Below are 16,127 nucleotides of genomic sequence, written 5' to 3'. Positions count from 1 at the left end.
TTTTCCTTTCGTAAAGCAGGGTTCAGGCCACGTCCCAATGCAGCGGGAACATGGGGTCGAAGACAGTGACCGGGCCTGCGCCGGTCTCGATCTTTTCGGGAAAGGCAACCGGCGCGTCGCGCCTGACCAGCGTGATCGTCTCCTCGTTGACCGGCAGCCCGTACCAGGCCGGGCCGTTCAGCGATGCGAAGGCTTCGAGCCTGTCGAGCGCGCCCTCCTGTTCGAAGACATGCGCGAGGCAGCTCATCGTGTTGACGGAGGTGTAGATGCCGGCGCAGCCGCAGGCGCATTCCTTCAGCGGATCGACATGCGGCGCGGAATCCGTGCCGAGGAAGAAGCGGGCGTCGCCCGAGGTCGCGGCGGCGCGCAGGGCGACCCGGTGCTTCTCGCGCTTGGCGACCGGCAGGCAGTAATAATGCGGCTTGATGCCGCCGACCAGAATGGCATTGCGGTTGATGATGAGATGATGCGTGGTGATCGACGCGGCCAGATTGCGATCCGCGGCACGGACGTAGTTCACGCCGTCTTCGGTCGTCACATGCTCCATCGTGATCTTCAGGTCCGGCAGGCGCCGGCGCAGCGGATCGAGCACGGTCTCGATGAACACCGCTTCCCGGTCGAAGATATCGACCTCCGGCGTCGTGACCTCGCCGTGAACGCAGAGATTGAGGCCGATCTTCGCCATGCGCTCCAGAACCGGCATGGCCTTATCCATATCGCGCACGCCGCCGTGGGAATTGGTCGTCGCGCCGGCCGGATAGAGCTTCACGGCGGCGATCAGGCCACTCTTCCAGCCTTCTTCCACATCGTCGGGGCTGGTGTGCTCGGTCAGGTAAAGCGTCATCAGCGGCTCGAACCGGTCGCCAGCGGGAATGGCCCGGACGATCCGCTCGCGATAGGCCCTCGCATCGGCGCACGTCACCACCGGCGGCACGAGATTCGGCATGATGATGGCGCGGGCGAAATGACGGCTCGTATCGCCGATCACGCCTTCCAGCATGGCGCCGTCGCGCAGGTGCAGATGCCAGTCGTCGGGACGACGGATGGTGAGCTTTGTCATGGGGAGCCTCCGGAACGGGATGTTTTCCGCGCTTAGCATTTTTGAACGCGGGAAAACAGCGCCGAACGCAGGAAAATCACCCTCTGGACCGGCCGATGCTGCCGGCTTCCGGCCCCCAGACATCGGTCAGGGCGAAACCGTCGCCAAGCGGATCGAACGGATCGAGCGCCACCTGATGCAGGCCGAAGGTGAAGCCGCGTCCGGCAATGGTCGGGATGACCGCCGGACGGCCCGCAACCTCCGTCACGCCGGCAAGGCCGACCTCGAACTCGGACCCGATCGTCGAGCGGGACGTGTAGACGTCGCCGACCTTCACCTTGCCGCGCGCATGAAGCGTGGCGAGATTGGCGGAATTGCCCGTGCCGCAGGGAGAACGGTCGACCCGGCCCGGCCACATCGTGGTCGCGGTGCGGATCGCGCCATCGTCGTCGACGCCGCGGAACATCACGTAGGCGACGCCGGAAATGGCGGGTATCTCGGGATGAACCACCGTGAACTGCCGGTTGATCTCCGCCTTCAGCACCATGCCGGCCTCGACCAGCGCCCGGGCGCTTTCCTCGTTGATCGTCAGTCCGACTTGCTCCGCATCGACCAGCGCGTAGAAAATCCCGCCATAGGAAAGGTCGAAACGCACCCTGCCCCACGGCGCGACCTCGATTTCGGCGTCGAGCGTGTGGACGAAGGAGGGCACCATCGTCAGCGTCACCTTCTCGCAGCGCCCGTCCCGGCAGCGCGCCGTCGCCTTCACCAGACCCGCGGCAGTCTCGAGCATGACGATGGTTTCCGGCTCCGTCATCTCGACCATGCCGCTTTCGAGCAGTGCGGTGGTGACGCATATGGAATTGGACCCGGAGGAGGCATGCGCCTGATCAGGCTGGAGAATGATGAACGCGAAATCGGCTTGCGGGTTCTTCGCCGGCAGGACGAGATTGACGGAGCCGATGGGCGCGCCGCGCGGCTCCAGGCAGACCATGCGCCGCAGGGCCTCGCCCTTCGGATCGGTGTTCAGCCAGTGAAGCTGTTCAGCCACCGTCTCGCCGGGAATCTTCGGCACGCCGCCGATGGCGGCCTTGCCGATTTCACCCTCGCAATGAACATCCAGAAGCTGGAGCGTCCGCTTCCACCGCATTTCAGCCGTCCCTATCGATTCTCGTTGGTGAGGAGTTCCAAAGGCGCGCCGAAGGAGCCGACCGTGGCGCCGACGGAGCCCGTCACCCGCTGCCACTGGCCGCCATAGTTGCGGCGCGTATTGGCGTCGAAAACCGCAATCGGGGTGGAGACGGCGACGGAAGCCGCCTGGCCGACCGTGTTGGCGGCGCCGATGGCCACCGAGCCCAGCGCCTCCCCGAGGCCCACATCCGAATCGGTCACGGTCTGGCCGGCGGCAAGGCGCGTGCCGATGAGCTGGACCACTTCCGGGCTTTCGGCGAACTTGCCGTGATTGAGGCTGTCGCCGGACTTCATCTTGGTCAGGTCGATGACGGTGATGCCGAGCCGCTCCAGCGCCGACCGATAGGGCTCCGCGCCCGGATCGATCTGGCCGAGCCGGTCGACATTGCCCGAAATGCGGCGGGACACGAGCAACGCGCGGTCGTCCTGCGAGGTGAAGATGGTGAAATGCGGCCCTTGCGGGCCGATCTCGGCAAGTTGCCGGCCGAACACATCGACGTCGAGATCCGGCGCGGCGAGGATCACGTTGCCGATCTTCGCCGCCACGCGCTTGTCGCGGATCGCCATCTGGCGGAGCGATTCCATCGCCAGCCAGGTGCCCATCGAATGGGCCATGACCGTGATTTCTTCCACGGACGGATCGTCCGCCAGGCTTTTCAGAAGCTCTTCCAGCGAATCGCGGGAGAAGTTGGTGCTTTCCTTGTCGTAATTGTAATCGAAAATGCTCGCGCGCGACGGCCAGGTGAAGATCACCGGCGCGACGTCGGCCTTGGAATCGTGAACGATCTGCGCGAAGCGATAGACGGCGTCCTCATAACGGTTGTTGAAGCCGTGGACGAAGACCATGACACGATGGCCCTTCCTCAGCGAGCCGTGCATCCACTCCTGCGCCTGCGGCGCGGTGAGCATCGGCTTCACGGAGACGGTGGTGAAGGATGTCCGCGGGTCCGCCGGCAATTTCTTCGGCCATTGCACCTGCCCCACCGTGCGATGGCTTTCCGGCGGGATCGAGATCGTGACCGCGGAAATGGCAAGGCCCGTGCCACGCTCACCGGAAAAGAGCACGGCCGGGTTTTCAGCCGGAGCGCGGGTCGTCGCGACGAGAAGGTTGACCTTCGAAGCGCCCGGCACCGTCTCCGCCGCGGCTTCGGGCGTCATGACCCCGATGGGGCGCCCTCCGCACGAAGCCACGAGAAGCGTCAGCGCCAGAACGGCGACCACCCGGGCCGTGCGCTCCAGGCACCGAAAGTTCGATCCGCCATTCGTGGCCGTCATGCCGCTGCTCCGAAATTCGCCGTTGGTTTATTCTTTAGAGCCCCCGCACGCCGAATGCCAGTGGCGGAAACACCACAGCAACGTAAAAGGGCGCCCAAGGCGCCCTTCCCGCTTAACGATCAACAGACCATCAAAGCAGCATCGTTCCCTTCGAGGCCAGGTTGACGTGCCAGGACAACGCTTCCTCGAGAACGTGCGGGGTGTGGCCGCCGCGCTTGACGGCGCGCTCGTAGTAATCCGTCAGCAGGTCGCGGTAGAGCGGATGCACACAGTTCTTGATGATGAGCGGCGCGCGCTCGCGCGGCGCCAGGCCGCGCAGGTCGGCGAGGCCGATTTCGGTCGCAACGATTGCGACGTCGTGCTCGGAGTGGTCGACATGGGCGACCATCGGCACGATCGAGGAGACCTTGCCGTCCTTGGCGATCGACTTGGTGACGAAGATCGACATCTGGCCGGAGCGGGCGAAGTCGCCCGAGCCGCCGATGCCGTTCATCATGTGCGTGCCGCCGACATGCGTCGAGTTGACGTTGCCGTAGATGTCGAATTCCAGCGCCGTGTTGATACAGATCAGGCCGAGACGACGGGAGATTTCCGGATTGTTGGAAATTTCCTGCGGGCGCAGGATGATCTTGTCCTTGAAGTCGGCGAGGCTCGACATGACGCGGTCGTTCGTCGCGGCGGAAAGCGAGAACGACGTGGTGGAGGCGCGCAGCAGCTTGCCCGAGTCGAACAGTTCGAAGGTCGAGTCCTGAAGAACCTCCGAAAACATTTCCAGGTCGTGGAACGGCGAATCCTGGAAGCCGGAGAGCACCGCGTTGGCAATCGTGCCGATGCCACATTGCAGCGGACGCAGCGCATTCGTCAGGCGGCCCTGCTTCACCTCGTTCTTGAGGAAGTCGAGCAGGTGGCCGGCGATCTGGGCGGTATCGTCATCCGGAGGCAGGTTGTTGGCCGGGCTGTCCGGGATGTTGGTCTCGACGATCGCGGAGATCTTCGACGGATCGACGGCGAAATAGGGAACGCCGATGCGGTCCATCGTGTGGCTGACCTGGATCGGCGTGCGGTTCGGACGCTTTTCCGGGATGTAGACGTCGTGCATGCCCTCCAGCTGGTCCGTATGGGCGAGATTCAGCTCGACGATGATCTGGTCGGCGTCGAGAGCGAAGGTCGCGGAATTGCCGACGGAACTGGTCGGCACGATGTAGCCTTCCTCGGTGATCGCACAGGCCTCGATGACGGCCGTATCGACCTTCCTGATCTGGCCGGCGCGCATGGATTCGGCGGTCAGCGACAGATGCTGGTCGACGAACATGATCTCGCCGTTGTTGATCGCCTTGCGCATGACCGGATCGGCCTGAAACGGCGAACGGCGGGTCAGAAGATGCGCGGCGGCCATCTTACCGTCCATGTCGTTGCCGAGCGACGCGCCGGTGAACAGCTCGATCTTGAGCCCGTCGTTCTTGGCGCGCTCCACCAGCGCCGGCGGCACCACCTTGGCTTCGCCGGCGCGGGTAAAGCCGCTCATGCCGAGACGGCTACCGTTCTTAACCAGCGAGGCAGCCTCTTCGGCACTCACCACTTTATCCAGAAGCGCTTTGCGGCGCACACGGTCACGAAGCATAGGCAATCCCTCTTTGCGTAATGGTCGTAAAACCTTGTTGTCCTCAACCCGATATTCGCGACGGCCGGAGGCATGCGCGAACACACTTATGCCTGCAATAAGCCCCGGCGTTGGAAAAGCAATTATCCAAGAGACTAAGACGGCTCGAAATCCATCCATCTTTTCGCGGCGCGAAGTTCGCCGGGGACGGCGGAAATTTGTGCGGCGCCCGGTCGATATCCGGCGTAATCCGCTGTTCGGCAACGGGTTTTCCGCATGCCGGCCCCGAATGCCGGGCACGTCCACCCTAATCGGTTCAATTCATCGCGACCGCTGGAAGTCACTGCGCCGCAGCGACGATTTTTGCCCGCCGGTCAGGACGGCGCGCGGTCGGGAAGCCAGTCGGAAGGCCGTGAGGAAACGTTGCCGACGGGCGCTATGTGGCTTTCCGCCCAGGCGCGGATGACCGCGCCGAGTTCGCGGAATTCCGCCGCACGCGAAGAATTTCTGCGCCAGCAGAGCCCGATTTCGCGCACGGCCGTGCTGTCCGCCAGCGGCCGTGTCGTCACGTTGCTTTCGTTCAGAATGCCGCTGGCGATCGCCAGATCGGGCACCAGCGTCGATCCTAGGCCTTCGGCGACCATCGCGATCAGCGTATAGAGGCTGGTGCCCTGAAACGTCGTGACCGCCTGTCCCGGCAACGCCTTCAGGAACGGCAGCGCGTGGCTGTGCAGGCAATGGTCCTTTTCGAGCAGCATGATCGGAACGTCGCGCACATCCTCCACGCTGACGTTTTCCAGGTGTGCAAGACGGTCCTCCGGATTGCAGGCGAGGCGGTAGCCGTCGCTGAACAGCATGAACGTCTCGCACCCTTCGGCCTCGTAGGGAAAGGCCATGAGCACCAGATCGAGCCGCCCGGCATGCAGGCGCTCCAGCAGGTCGGCGGTCTTGTCCTCGCGCAGGATCAGCCGCATGTCCGGATAGCGACCGATGATGTAGGGCACCAGCTTCGGCAGCATGAAGGGGCCGATGGTGGGAATGACGCCGAGTTCCAACCGGCCCGAAAGCGGATTGGCGGCGCGCGTGCCGATCTCCACCAGTTCCTCCGCATCGCGCAGGATGAAGCGGGCCCGCTCGACGATGCGGCGGCCGACGGGCGTGATCATCACCGAGCGTTTCGTGCGTTCGGCCACCGGCACGCCGAGCAGCGATTCCAGCTCCTGGATGCCGGCGGAAAGCGTCGATTGCGTCACCTGGCAGGCGTCGGCGGCTTCGCCGAAATGAAGATGGTCGGCAAGCGCTACGAGATAGCGAAGCTGACGCAGATTGGGCAGCGGGGTCAACCGTAAATTCCTCGAAGCAGGTCCGGCCGTTCCTGTCGCTGCCAGACGTTCCTCTCTATCGCACAGGAATGATTCCGGCGCAAATTGCCGACCGCAAGCCCACCCCGCCCGCATTCCTTCCCGACCGGAAAGGCAAACGGCGCGCTTGCCAGATGCGCCCCGGTTGAGAATAGTAGCGGACCCGACCGAACACAGCCATGCAGGACGGATCAAAGTGGCCCGCATTCTCGTTGCCGGAAACATCAATCACGACCGCATCTGGCACCTCGACCGGACGCTGGTGCCTGGCGGGCGTCTGTCCTGCCTCGATCGCGAAATCCGGCTCGGCGGCGGCGCCTACCATACCGGCGCGCAGCTCCTGCGGCTCGGCCACACGGTTCTGATCGCCGGCGGCCTGATGAACGACGAAACGGGACGGGAGGCCCTTGCCGCCCTGAAGGGCATGGGCTTCGACACGACCCATGTCGCAGTCGTCGACGGCAAGACCGCCCCGGCCGACATTCTCCTCGACCCTTCCGGCGAACGCACCATCATCGCCCCGCCCGGCCGCAGGCGCCCGCCCGTGACCGTCTCCGGCGCCGTCGAGGCCGATGCGGTCTACGTGAACGCGGCCGAATGCACGACAGGCCTGCTGGACGCCATGCGGCGGGCGCCGCTCGGCATGGCGCAGTTCCCGGCACGGGAGAGCGCCCGGCCCGCCGATATCCTGATCGGCTCGGCGGCGGACATGAGCGGCCGCGACTATCCCGACATCCTGGCTGCGGCGCACCGCATCGCCGGCGCACGCCTGACCCATCTCGTCATGACCGACGGGCCGGAGCCCGTCAGGCTGATCGACGAAGAGACGATCCGCCTCGTTCCGCCGCCCGGTCGCCTGCGGCTCGCCGACACGATCGGCGCAGGCGATATCTTCGCCGGCAGCTATCTTCATGCCGTTCTCGACGGCCTGCCGCCGCCGGACGCCGCGCTGGAAGCATGCCGACTGACGGAAAGGCGGCTGGTCGAGCGGCAGAACCGCCAGGCGGATCACTCCCCGACATAATCCGAGCGGTGGATGCCGTGACGCTGGAGCTTGTCGTAGAAGGTCTTGCGGGCGATGCCGAGCGCCTCCACGGTGCCGGCCACGTCGCCCTTCTTCTCCCTCAGCGTCTCGCGGATGATCTCGGCCTCGTAGCGGTCGATCCGTTCCGGCAGCGTGCCGCCGCCCGCCGCCGAACCGGCAGGCACCTCCGCCGGCGCCGCGCCGTCCACGCCGAGCACGACGCGCTCGGCGTAGTGCCCCAGTTCGCGGACATTGCCGGGCCAGGCATGCTCGGCCAGATGCCGGGCGATGGCCGGCGTGATCGGCGGCACATCGCGGTCGAAGCGGGCGGCCGCGCGCGCGGCGAAATGCGAGAAAAGCAGCGGAATGTCCTCGCGCCGCTCGCGAAGCGGCGGGATCGACAGCGTCACGACATTCAGCCGGTAATAGAGGTCCTCGCGGAAATCGCCGCGTTCGGCGGGATTGCCGAGGTCGATCTTCGCCGCCGCCACGACGCGCAGGTCGACGGGCCGCACCTCGTTTGTGCCGAGCGGCGAAACCTCGCGCTTTTCCAGAACGCGCAGCATCTTCACCTGGGCCGAAAGCGGCATGCTTTCGATCTCATCGAGAAACAGCGTGCCTCCGCTCGAATATTCGATGCGCCCGACGCGCTTCTTCTGCGCGCCGGTAAAGGCGCCGGCCTCGTGGCCGAACAGCTCGGCCTCGATGACGCTGTCCGGCAGGGCGCCGCAGTTCAGCGCCACGAAATGCCCCGATGCCCGGCGGCTCCAGCGGTGGAGAAGTGTGGCCACCACCTCCTTGCCGCTGCCCGTTTCCCCCGCCACCAGCACGTCGACATCGGTGCCGGCGATATGGCGCAGAGTGTTGCGCAGCCGCTCCATCGCCGGCGTCTGGCCGATCAGCGGAGCATCGCCTTCCGCCTTTTCGGCGGCCTGCCGCAAGGCGCGGTTCTCCATCACGAGGCGGCGCTTTTCCATCGCCCGCAGCGCGCTCTGAACCAGGCGGTCGGCGGGAAAAGGCTTGGCGATGAAGTCGTAGGCACCTTCCTGGATGGCCTTCACCACCATCGGAATGTCGCCGTGGCCGGTCACGAGAATGACGGGCAGGTCCGGATCCATCGCCTTCAGCCGCTCGAAGAATTGCAGGCCATCGATGCCGGGCATGCGGATATCGGAAATGACGACGCCGGGGAAATCGGGGGTGATCTGCCGCAGGGCTTCGGCGGCGCCGGTCAGCGGCGTCACGGAAAAGCCGGCAAGATCGAGCGTCTGCGCCATCGCCTTGCGAAGCTGCGTGTCGTCGTCGACCAGAAGAACGGGACCGGGGGCGCCCATCGTCAGGCCCTCCTCAGATGTACGGAGAAAGAGGCGCCGTCCGGGCCGCTTTCCACCTCGATCCGTCCGCCGTAATCGGCGGCGATCTCGCTCGATATGACGAGACCGAGGCCCAGCCCCGCCTCCTTCGAGGTGTTGAAGGGCGTGAACAGCGCCTCGCGGATCTCCGCCGCAAGACCCGGACCGTTGTCGGATACCGTCAGCACCACCTCGTCCGTCCCCTCCTCCCGCACGCGAACGGAAACCCGGGCGTCCTCGCGGCCCGCGACCGCTTCCAGCGCGTTCTGGAGAAGATTGATGACGATCTGCTCCAGCCGCACGCGGCTGCCGGACACTTTCAGCCCGGCATCGGGGGGAACGATATCGAGCGCATCCATGTGCCCGGCGAAGCGGCTGCGCAGAAGAAGCACCGCGCCCTCGATCACATCCTTCATGCCGGTCGGCCCGGCAGCGGCGCGGCCCTTGCGCGCCAGCATCTTCAGGTCGCCGGTGATCGTACCGATGCGGTCGGTCAGGGCGGCGATCTGTTCCAGATTCTCCTCTACCTCCGTCACCCGACCCCGGTCGAGAAGGGTGCGGCCGTTATCGGCAAAGGCGCGAATAGTCGCAACCGGCTGGTTGATCTCATGGGCGACACCCGCCGCCACCTGCCCGAGAATGGCAAGGCGGTTGGCCTGGACGAGTTCCTGCTGCACGCTCTGGAGCTTGCGGCCGGTGCGTTCATGGCCGGATATTTCCTCCTGCAACCGGTCGCGGGCGGCCGTCAGATCCCGCGTCCGGGCCTCCACGCGACGCTCCAGTTCCTCGCGGGCGACCCGCTCGACCTCGATCTTGCGCAGGGCCTGCTGCCGGCGGCGCAGGACGAACCCCGCAAGGCCGAGTACAGGAAGAAGCGTGGCGAACGCCACCGACCTGTCCTGCCATTTCATGGCGGCGACCGTTTCGGCCACCGGCAACAGGAAATGCAGGCGCCACCCGGTGGTGGGGACGGGAAGGCTGAGCCGCAGGTAATCGCCATCGAGCACGCCGGCATTCGATATCCGGATCGTGTCCTCGTGCTCCCCGGCCCGCTCGAGCGTGGAGAACGGCAAAGGATCGAGCCGGGCATCGCCGAATTGCAGGCTGTCGGCTATGCTCGCCTTCTGCTCGTTGGAAATCGGCGCCACCGCCAGAAAGCGCCAGTCGGGGACGCTGGTCATCAGCACGATGCCGCGCCCGTCGGTGACGTAGACCGGCCGGCCGCCGATGCTCCAGTCGGCTTCCAGCCTGTTGAACTCCACCTTGGCGACCACGACGCCGAGAACCTCTCCCGCCTCGTTCTCGACACGGCGGGAAATATAAAGGCCCGGCCGGAGGCTGACGGTGCCGAGCGCATATTGCTCCGTTCCACCGCGCTCCATCGCATGGCCGAAATAATCGCGGAACGCATAGCTCGACCCGACGAAACTGTCGGGCTCGCGGAAATTGCTCGCCGCCATCGCCACACCATCGGCGCCGATCACGTAGATCACCGAGGCCTGCGTCGCCTCGATCAGGCCCTCCAGCTTGCGGTTGACCCGGTCGACGGCAGCGGCGGAGCGCGTTTCAAGGGCCAGCCGGATATCGCTGTCGCCCGCCAGAACCAGTGGCAGCGCCCGGGGCCTTTCCAGGGCGGCGTTGAGAAGCGCCACCTTCAGCGATGCGTCCGTCTCGGCCTGCGCCTCCAGCGCGCGCATGGCCCTCGCCCGCCCGACCTCACCGGCGGCGAGCAGGGCGGCAACGACCATCGCCGCCGCGATCGCGAAGAAGGCGATCCATTGGCGGCGGGCGCGGATTCGCAGGCGGGAAGCAGGAGAAAGGGCAGCATCGGACATGCGGTTATTGTGCGCATTTTCACACAAACAACAAGACGGAATGTGCGGATATCCGCACGAATGCATCCCGCCACAGGGCAGACAAATTAATTAATCTTTTCTTATCAGCCTTTTATCTCGACAGAACCAAACTGGCACGCCTCTTGCGAATACGGAAACGAACAGCCGCGGACGGCTGCTACGCAACACAGGCGCGCCTCGGAGGCCGGGGAACCGGGCAGGCCCGCCAAGGAGGACATCATGATCGATGAAAAGGTCGTGGCGACCCGCCACGTGCATACCCCTTTCTACAAGCTTCTTTATTTCCAGGTTCTTGTCGCCATCGTCGCCGGCATCACGCTCGGGCATTACTGGCCGAGCGTCGGCGCCGAACTGAAGCCGCTGGGCGACGCCTTCATCAAGCTCGTCAAGATGATCATCGCACCCGTCATCTTCCTCACCGTCGCCACCGGCATCGCCGGCATGAGCGACATGAAGAAGGTCGGCCGCGTCGCCGGCAAGGCGATGATCTACTTCCTGACCTTCTCGACGCTGGCGCTGATCGTCGGCCTCATCGTCGCCAACACGTTGCAGCCGGGCGCCGGCATGCACATCGATCCGGCGACCCTCGACAGCGCGGCCGTCGCCGACTATGCCGCCAAGGCGCATGAATCGACGATCACCGGCTTCCTGATGGGCATCATCCCGGCCACCATCGTCGGCGCCTTCGCCAGCGGCGATATTCTTCAGGTGCTGTTCTTCTCGGTCCTGTTCGGCATTGCGCTCGGCATCGTCGGCGAACGCGGCAAGCCCGTCACCGACTTCATGCACGCGCTGATGTACCCGATCTTCAAGCTCGTCGCGATCCTGATGAAGGCCGCCCCGATCGGCGCCTTCGGCGCGATGGCCTTCACCATCGGCAGGTACGGCATCTCCTCGGTCACGAACCTCGCCTTCCTGATCGGCACGTTCTACATCACGTCGTTCTTCTTCGTGGTCGTGATCCTCGGCGCCGTCGCCAAGTACAACGGCTTCTCGATCTTCGCGCTGATCCGCTACATCAAGGAAGAACTCCTGCTCGTTCTCGGCACGTCCTCCTCCGAGGCCGCCCTGCCGGGCCTGATGAGCAAGATGGAAAAGGCGGGCTGCAAGCGCTCCGTCGTCGGCCTCGTCATCCCGACCGGCTATTCCTTCAACCTCGACGGCACCAACATCTACATGACGCTGGCGGCGCTCTTCATCGCCCAGGCCACCGACATCCAGCTGTCGTTCGGCGAGCAGATCCTGCTGCTGCTGGTGGCCATGCTGTCGTCCAAGGGCGCAGCCGGCATCACCGGCGCAGGCTTCATCACGCTTGCCGCCACGCTTTCCGTTGTGCCGTCCGTCCCGGTCGCCGGCATGGCGCTGATCCTCGGCATCGACCGCTTCATGTCGGAATGCCGCGCCATCACCAACTTCATCGGCAACGCCCTTGCAACGGTCGTCGTCGCCCGCTGGGAAGGCGAACTGGACGAGGAAACCTTCCACAAGGTTCTCGCCGGTGAGCCGGTGGACGACATCTCGGTGCCGGCTGAAGAGGTGACGCCGGCCGCCCCCCAGCCCGCCGAGTAAGCGTCCTCCCGGGAAAGCGGCGAACGGGTCTCTTCATCAAGCGGCCCGCTCCGAAAACAGGAAAGCCGCCGGACATGTCCGGCGGCTTTCCTCGTTCATCGGCCCAAGGCCCGATCTCACGATTCTAGAAATCCCAGTCCTCGTCCTCGGTCGAGACCGCCTTGCCCATGACATAGGACGAGCCGGAACCGGAGAAGAAGTCGTGATTCTCGTCAGCGTTGGGCGACAGCGCCGAAAGGATCGCCGGATTGACCTTGCAGGCCTCGGCCGGGAACAATGCCTCGTAGCCGAGGTTCATCAGCGCCTTGTTGGCGTTGTAGTGCAGGAACTTCTTCACATCCTCGGAAAGTCCCACGCTGTCGTAAAGCGACTCGGTATACTTCGCCTCGTTGTCGTAGAGTTCCAGCAGCAGATCGAACGCGAAATCCTTGACCGCCTGCCTTTCCGCCTCGGACAGCTTCTCCAGCCCACGCTGGAACTTGTAGCCAATGTAATAGCCATGCACCGCCTCGTCGCGGATGATGAGTCGGATGAGGTCCGCCGTGTTGGTCAGCTTCGCACGGCTCGACCAGAACATCGGCAGATAGAAGCCGGAATAGAACAGGAAGCTTTCGAGGAAGACGCTCGCCACCTTCTTCCTGAGCGGATCGCCGCCTTCGTATTCCTTGAGGATCAGCGTCGCCTTCCTTTGCAGGAACTCGTTTTCCTCCGACCAGCGATAGGCATCGTCCACATCCGGCGTCGGGCACAGCGTCGAGAAGATCGAGGAATAGGAGCGCGCATGCACCGCCTCCATGAAGGAGATGTTGGACAGCACCGCCTCCTCGTGCGGCGTGGCGCTATCGGCCATCAGCCGGACCGCGCCGACGCCGTTCTGGATCGTGTCGAGCAGCGTCAGCCCGGTGAAGACGCGGATGGTGAGTTGCTGTTCCTCCGGCTTCAGCGTCGCCCAGGAGGGGATGTCGTTCGAAAGCGGCACCTTTTCCGGCAGCCAGAAATTCGAGGTGAGCCGGTTCCAGACTTCCAGATCCTTGTCGTCCTCGATGCGGTTCCAGTTGATCGCCCGGACGCGGGAAACGGGTTTCACGGCAATGTTCATGGCATTGTTCCTTTGAAAACGGGAGCGGCGGAGAAAGCCCCCTCATCCGACCCTTCAGGCCACCTTCTCCCCGCGGGGAGAAGGAAACCTGCGGCAAACGCTCACGTCCCGCACCGGACGGTGCCATCGGAGTGGCGTCGGTTGCGCCTCTCCTTCTCCCCCGCGGGGAGAAGGTGCCGGCAGGCGGATGAGGGGGCCGATGGCACCGCCCAGGATTACAGCGTGCAGGAGACGCAGCCCTGAACCTGCGTTCCCTCGAGCGCCATCTGGCGCAGCCGGATGTAGTAGATGGTCTTGATGCCCTTCTTCCAGGCGTAGATCTGCGCGCGGTTGATGTCGCGCGTCGTTGCCGTATCCCGGAAGAAAAGCGTCAGCGACAGGCCCTGGTCGACATGCTGGGTGGCCGCCGCATAGGTGTCGATGATCTTCTCCGGGCCGATCTCGTAGGCATCCTGATAATAGTCGAGGTTGTCGTTGGTCAGGAATGCGGCCGGATAGTAGACACGGCCGATCTTGCCTTCCTTGCGGATCTCGATCTTCGAAACGATCGGATGGATCGAGGAGGTCGAGTGATTGATGTAGGAGATCGACCCGGTCGGCGGCACGGCCTGAAGGTTCTGGTTGTAGAGCCCGCCTTCCATGACGCGGCGCTTCAGTTCCAGCCAGTCCTCGCGCGTCGGGATGGCGATGCCGGCCTTTTCGAAGATGGTGCGCACCCGCTCCGTCGCCGGCGCCCACTCCTGCTGCGTATATTTGTCGAAATAGTCGCCCAAGGCATATGTCGAGTTTTCGAACCCCTTGAAGCTCGTGCCGCGCTCCGCGGCCAGCCGGTTCGAGGCCCGGACGGCATGATACGTCACCGTGTAGAAATAGATGTTGGTGAAATCGACGCCCTCTTCGGAGCCGTAGAAGACGCGCTCGCGGGCCAGAAACCCGTGCAGGTTCATCTGGCCGAGACCGATGGCATGGCTTTCGTCATTGCCCTTTTCGACGGAGGGAACGGCCGAAATGTGGCTCATGTCGGAGACGGCGGTGAGCGCCCGGATGGCCGTTTCGATCGTCTTGCCGAAATCGGACGAATCCATCGCGGCAGCGATGTTGAGGGAGCCCAGATTGCAGGAAATGTCCTTGCCCATATGGCTGTAGGACAGATCGTCGTTGTATGTGCTCGCCTCGCTGACCTGGAGGATTTCCGAGCAGAGATTGCTCATCGAAATCCGCCCGGCAACCGGATTGGCCCGGTTCACCGTGTCCTCGAACATGATGTAGGGATAGCCGCTCTCGAACTGGATCTCGGCGATCACCTGGAAGAAGTCGCGTGCCTTGATCTTCTTCTTGCGGATGCGGCTGTCGGCCACCATGTCCCTGTAGTGTTCCGTCACCGAAATCTCGGTGAAGGGCACGCCATAAACGCGCTCCACGTCGTAGGGCGAGAAGAGGTACATGTCCTCGTTGTTCTTCGCCAGCTCAAAGGTGATGTCCGGGATCACCACGCCGAGCGACAGCGTCTTGATGCGGATCTTCTCGTCGGCATTCTCGCGCTTGGTGTCGAGGAAACGCATGATATCCGGGTGATGGGCGTGGAGATAGACGGCCCCCGCCCCCTGCCGCGCGCCGAGCTGGTTTGCGTAGGAGAACGAATCCTCCAGCAGCTTCATGACCGGAATGACACCGGAAGACTGGTTCTCGATCTGCTTGATGGGGGCGCCGGCCTCGCGCAGATTGGTGAGGCACAATGCGACGCCACCGCCCCGCTTGGAAAGCTGAAGCGCGGAATTGATGCCGCGGGCGATCGATTCCATGTTGTCCTCGATGCGCAGCAGGAAGCAGGAAACGAGTTCGCCGCGCTGCTTCTTGCCCGCATTGAGGAAGGTCGGCGTCGCCGGCTGGAAGCGCCCGGAAATGATCTCCTCCATCAGGTCGCGGGCAAGCTGCTCGTCGCCGCGCGCCAGCGTCAGCGCCACCATGCAGACGCGGTCCTCGTAGCGCTCCAGGTAGCGCTTCCCGTCGAACGTCTTCAGCGTGTAGGAGGTGTAATACTTGAAGGCCCCGAGGAACGTGGGAAACCTGAACTTCCTCGCATAGGCCAGATCGACGAGATCGCGCACGAAGTTGAAGGAATAGCGATCCAGAACCTCCTGCTCGTAATAGCCTTCTCTCACCAGATAATCGAGCTTTTCCCGCAGGTTATGAAAAAAGACCGTGTTCTGGTTGACGTGCTGGAGGAAATATTGCCGCGCCGCCAGCCGGTCCTTGTCGAACTGGATATGGCCGTCCTCGTCGTAGAGGTTCAGCATGGCGTTGAGGGCGTGGTAGTCGAGCGACGGCTCGGCGCCTGCCGGCGGCTTTGCGAGGGTCATCTGGTCCAAAATCGTGCGAGTCCCTGTCTGACGTTGTCGACGTCCTCCGCCGTTCCGAGAAGCTCGAACCGATAGAGGAAAGGCACGGCGCATTTCGCGGCGACGATGTCGCCCGCCATCGCGAAAGCCGCGCCGAAATTGGTGTTACCCGCGGCGATCACGCCGCGGATGAGCGCGCGGTTGGCGGGATCGTTGAGAAAGCGGATGACCGGCTTCGGCACCGCCCCCTTCTCTCCCCCGCCGCCATAGGTCGGCGTCACGAGCACATAGGACTCCTGCATCGCCGGTGCCGGCTCATCGCCCGCAAGCGGCAGGCGCAGCGCCGGCACACCCAGCTTCTCCACGAAACGGCGGGTGTTTTCCGACCGGCTGGAGAAATAGACGAGCCCACCCATGAAACC

Annotated in this window: 12 protein-coding genes; 2 read left to right on the top strand and 10 right to left on the bottom strand. The window is 64.2% G+C overall.

What is annotated here, in order from left to right:
• Positions 1-22: 22 nt before the first annotated feature.
• The 5 genes from pyrC to NOF55_RS01925 all read right to left on the bottom strand — a co-directional run bounded on the left by pyrC (position 23) and on the right by NOF55_RS01925 (position 6,448).
• A complete protein-coding gene (gene pyrC / locus NOF55_RS01945; RefSeq protein WP_306409628.1) occupies positions 23-1,060 on the bottom strand; it encodes a dihydroorotase in 1,038 nt (345 codons plus the stop codon).
• A gap of 76 nt (positions 1,061-1,136) precedes the next feature.
• Positions 1,137-2,189, bottom strand: coding sequence for a 4-hydroxyproline epimerase (locus NOF55_RS01940; protein ID WP_306409627.1), 1,053 nt, complete (start codon positions 2,187-2,189; stop codon positions 1,137-1,139).
• An 11-nt stretch (positions 2,190-2,200) separates the two neighbouring features.
• Entirely contained in the window at positions 2,201-3,505 is a 1,305-nt protein-coding gene (locus NOF55_RS01935) for an alpha/beta hydrolase (RefSeq protein WP_306409626.1), read from the bottom strand.
• A 130-nt stretch (positions 3,506-3,635) separates the two neighbouring features.
• On the bottom strand, positions 3,636-5,126 hold the full coding sequence (gene scpC, locus NOF55_RS01930) for a succinyl-CoA:acetate CoA-transferase ScpC (RefSeq protein ID WP_306409625.1): 1,491 nt from the start codon (positions 5,124-5,126) through the stop codon (positions 3,636-3,638).
• Positions 5,127-5,479: 353 nt separating this feature from the next.
• Positions 5,480-6,448 carry a hydrogen peroxide-inducible genes activator gene (locus NOF55_RS01925; RefSeq protein ID WP_306409624.1) on the bottom strand — a complete coding sequence of 323 codons (969 nt, stop codon included), beginning with the start codon at positions 6,446-6,448 and terminating at the stop codon, positions 5,480-5,482.
• 214 nt (positions 6,449-6,662) lie between these two features.
• Between NOF55_RS01925 and NOF55_RS01920 the strand changes: the two genes are divergently transcribed.
• Entirely contained in the window at positions 6,663-7,490 is an 828-nt protein-coding gene (locus NOF55_RS01920; RefSeq protein WP_306409623.1) for a PfkB family carbohydrate kinase, read from the top strand.
• Here the strand turns inward: NOF55_RS01920 and NOF55_RS01915 are convergent.
• Positions 7,475-8,824, bottom strand: coding sequence for a sigma-54-dependent transcriptional regulator (locus NOF55_RS01915; RefSeq protein ID WP_306409622.1), 1,350 nt, complete (start codon positions 8,822-8,824; stop codon positions 7,475-7,477). The genes NOF55_RS01920 and NOF55_RS01915 overlap by 16 nt on opposite strands.
• A 2-nt stretch (positions 8,825-8,826) precedes the next feature.
• Complete coding sequence (locus NOF55_RS01910; protein WP_306409621.1) at positions 8,827-10,677, bottom strand: sensor histidine kinase; 1,851 nt, start codon at positions 10,675-10,677, stop codon at positions 8,827-8,829.
• A gap of 240 nt (positions 10,678-10,917) precedes the next feature.
• On the opposite strand from NOF55_RS01910, the gene NOF55_RS01905 reads away from it, so the two are divergent.
• Positions 10,918-12,267 carry a dicarboxylate/amino acid:cation symporter gene (locus NOF55_RS01905; protein WP_306409620.1) on the top strand — a complete coding sequence of 450 codons (1,350 nt, stop codon included), beginning with the start codon at positions 10,918-10,920 and terminating at the stop codon, positions 12,265-12,267.
• Positions 12,268-12,391: 124 nt separating this feature from the next.
• On the opposite strand, the gene nrdF is transcribed toward NOF55_RS01905, so the two are convergent.
• The 3 genes from nrdF to nrdI form a co-directional block, all read right to left on the bottom strand.
• Positions 12,392-13,366, bottom strand: a complete 975-nt coding sequence (gene nrdF / locus NOF55_RS01900; protein WP_306409619.1) for a class 1b ribonucleoside-diphosphate reductase subunit beta — start codon at positions 13,364-13,366, stop codon at positions 12,392-12,394.
• Positions 13,367-13,581: 215 nt separating this feature from the next.
• Complete coding sequence (gene nrdE / locus NOF55_RS01895) at positions 13,582-15,726, bottom strand: class 1b ribonucleoside-diphosphate reductase subunit alpha (RefSeq protein ID WP_306409618.1); 2,145 nt, start codon at positions 15,724-15,726, stop codon at positions 13,582-13,584.
• Positions 15,723-16,121 (bottom strand): class Ib ribonucleoside-diphosphate reductase assembly flavoprotein NrdI, encoded by a 399-nt coding sequence (nrdI, locus tag NOF55_RS01890; RefSeq protein ID WP_306409617.1) that lies wholly within the window; start codon positions 16,119-16,121, stop codon positions 15,723-15,725. Before nrdI ends, nrdE begins: the two co-directional genes overlap by 4 nt.
• Positions 16,122-16,127 lie beyond the last annotated feature (6 nt).

The sequence above is a fragment of the Ectorhizobium quercum genome, from assembly GCF_026552795.1.
Taxonomy (GTDB): Bacteria; Pseudomonadota; Alphaproteobacteria; order Rhizobiales; family Rhizobiaceae; genus Ectorhizobium; species Ectorhizobium quercum.
The sequence above is the reverse complement of the archived record's forward strand: the minus strand, read 5'-3'. Positions and strand labels throughout refer to the sequence as shown.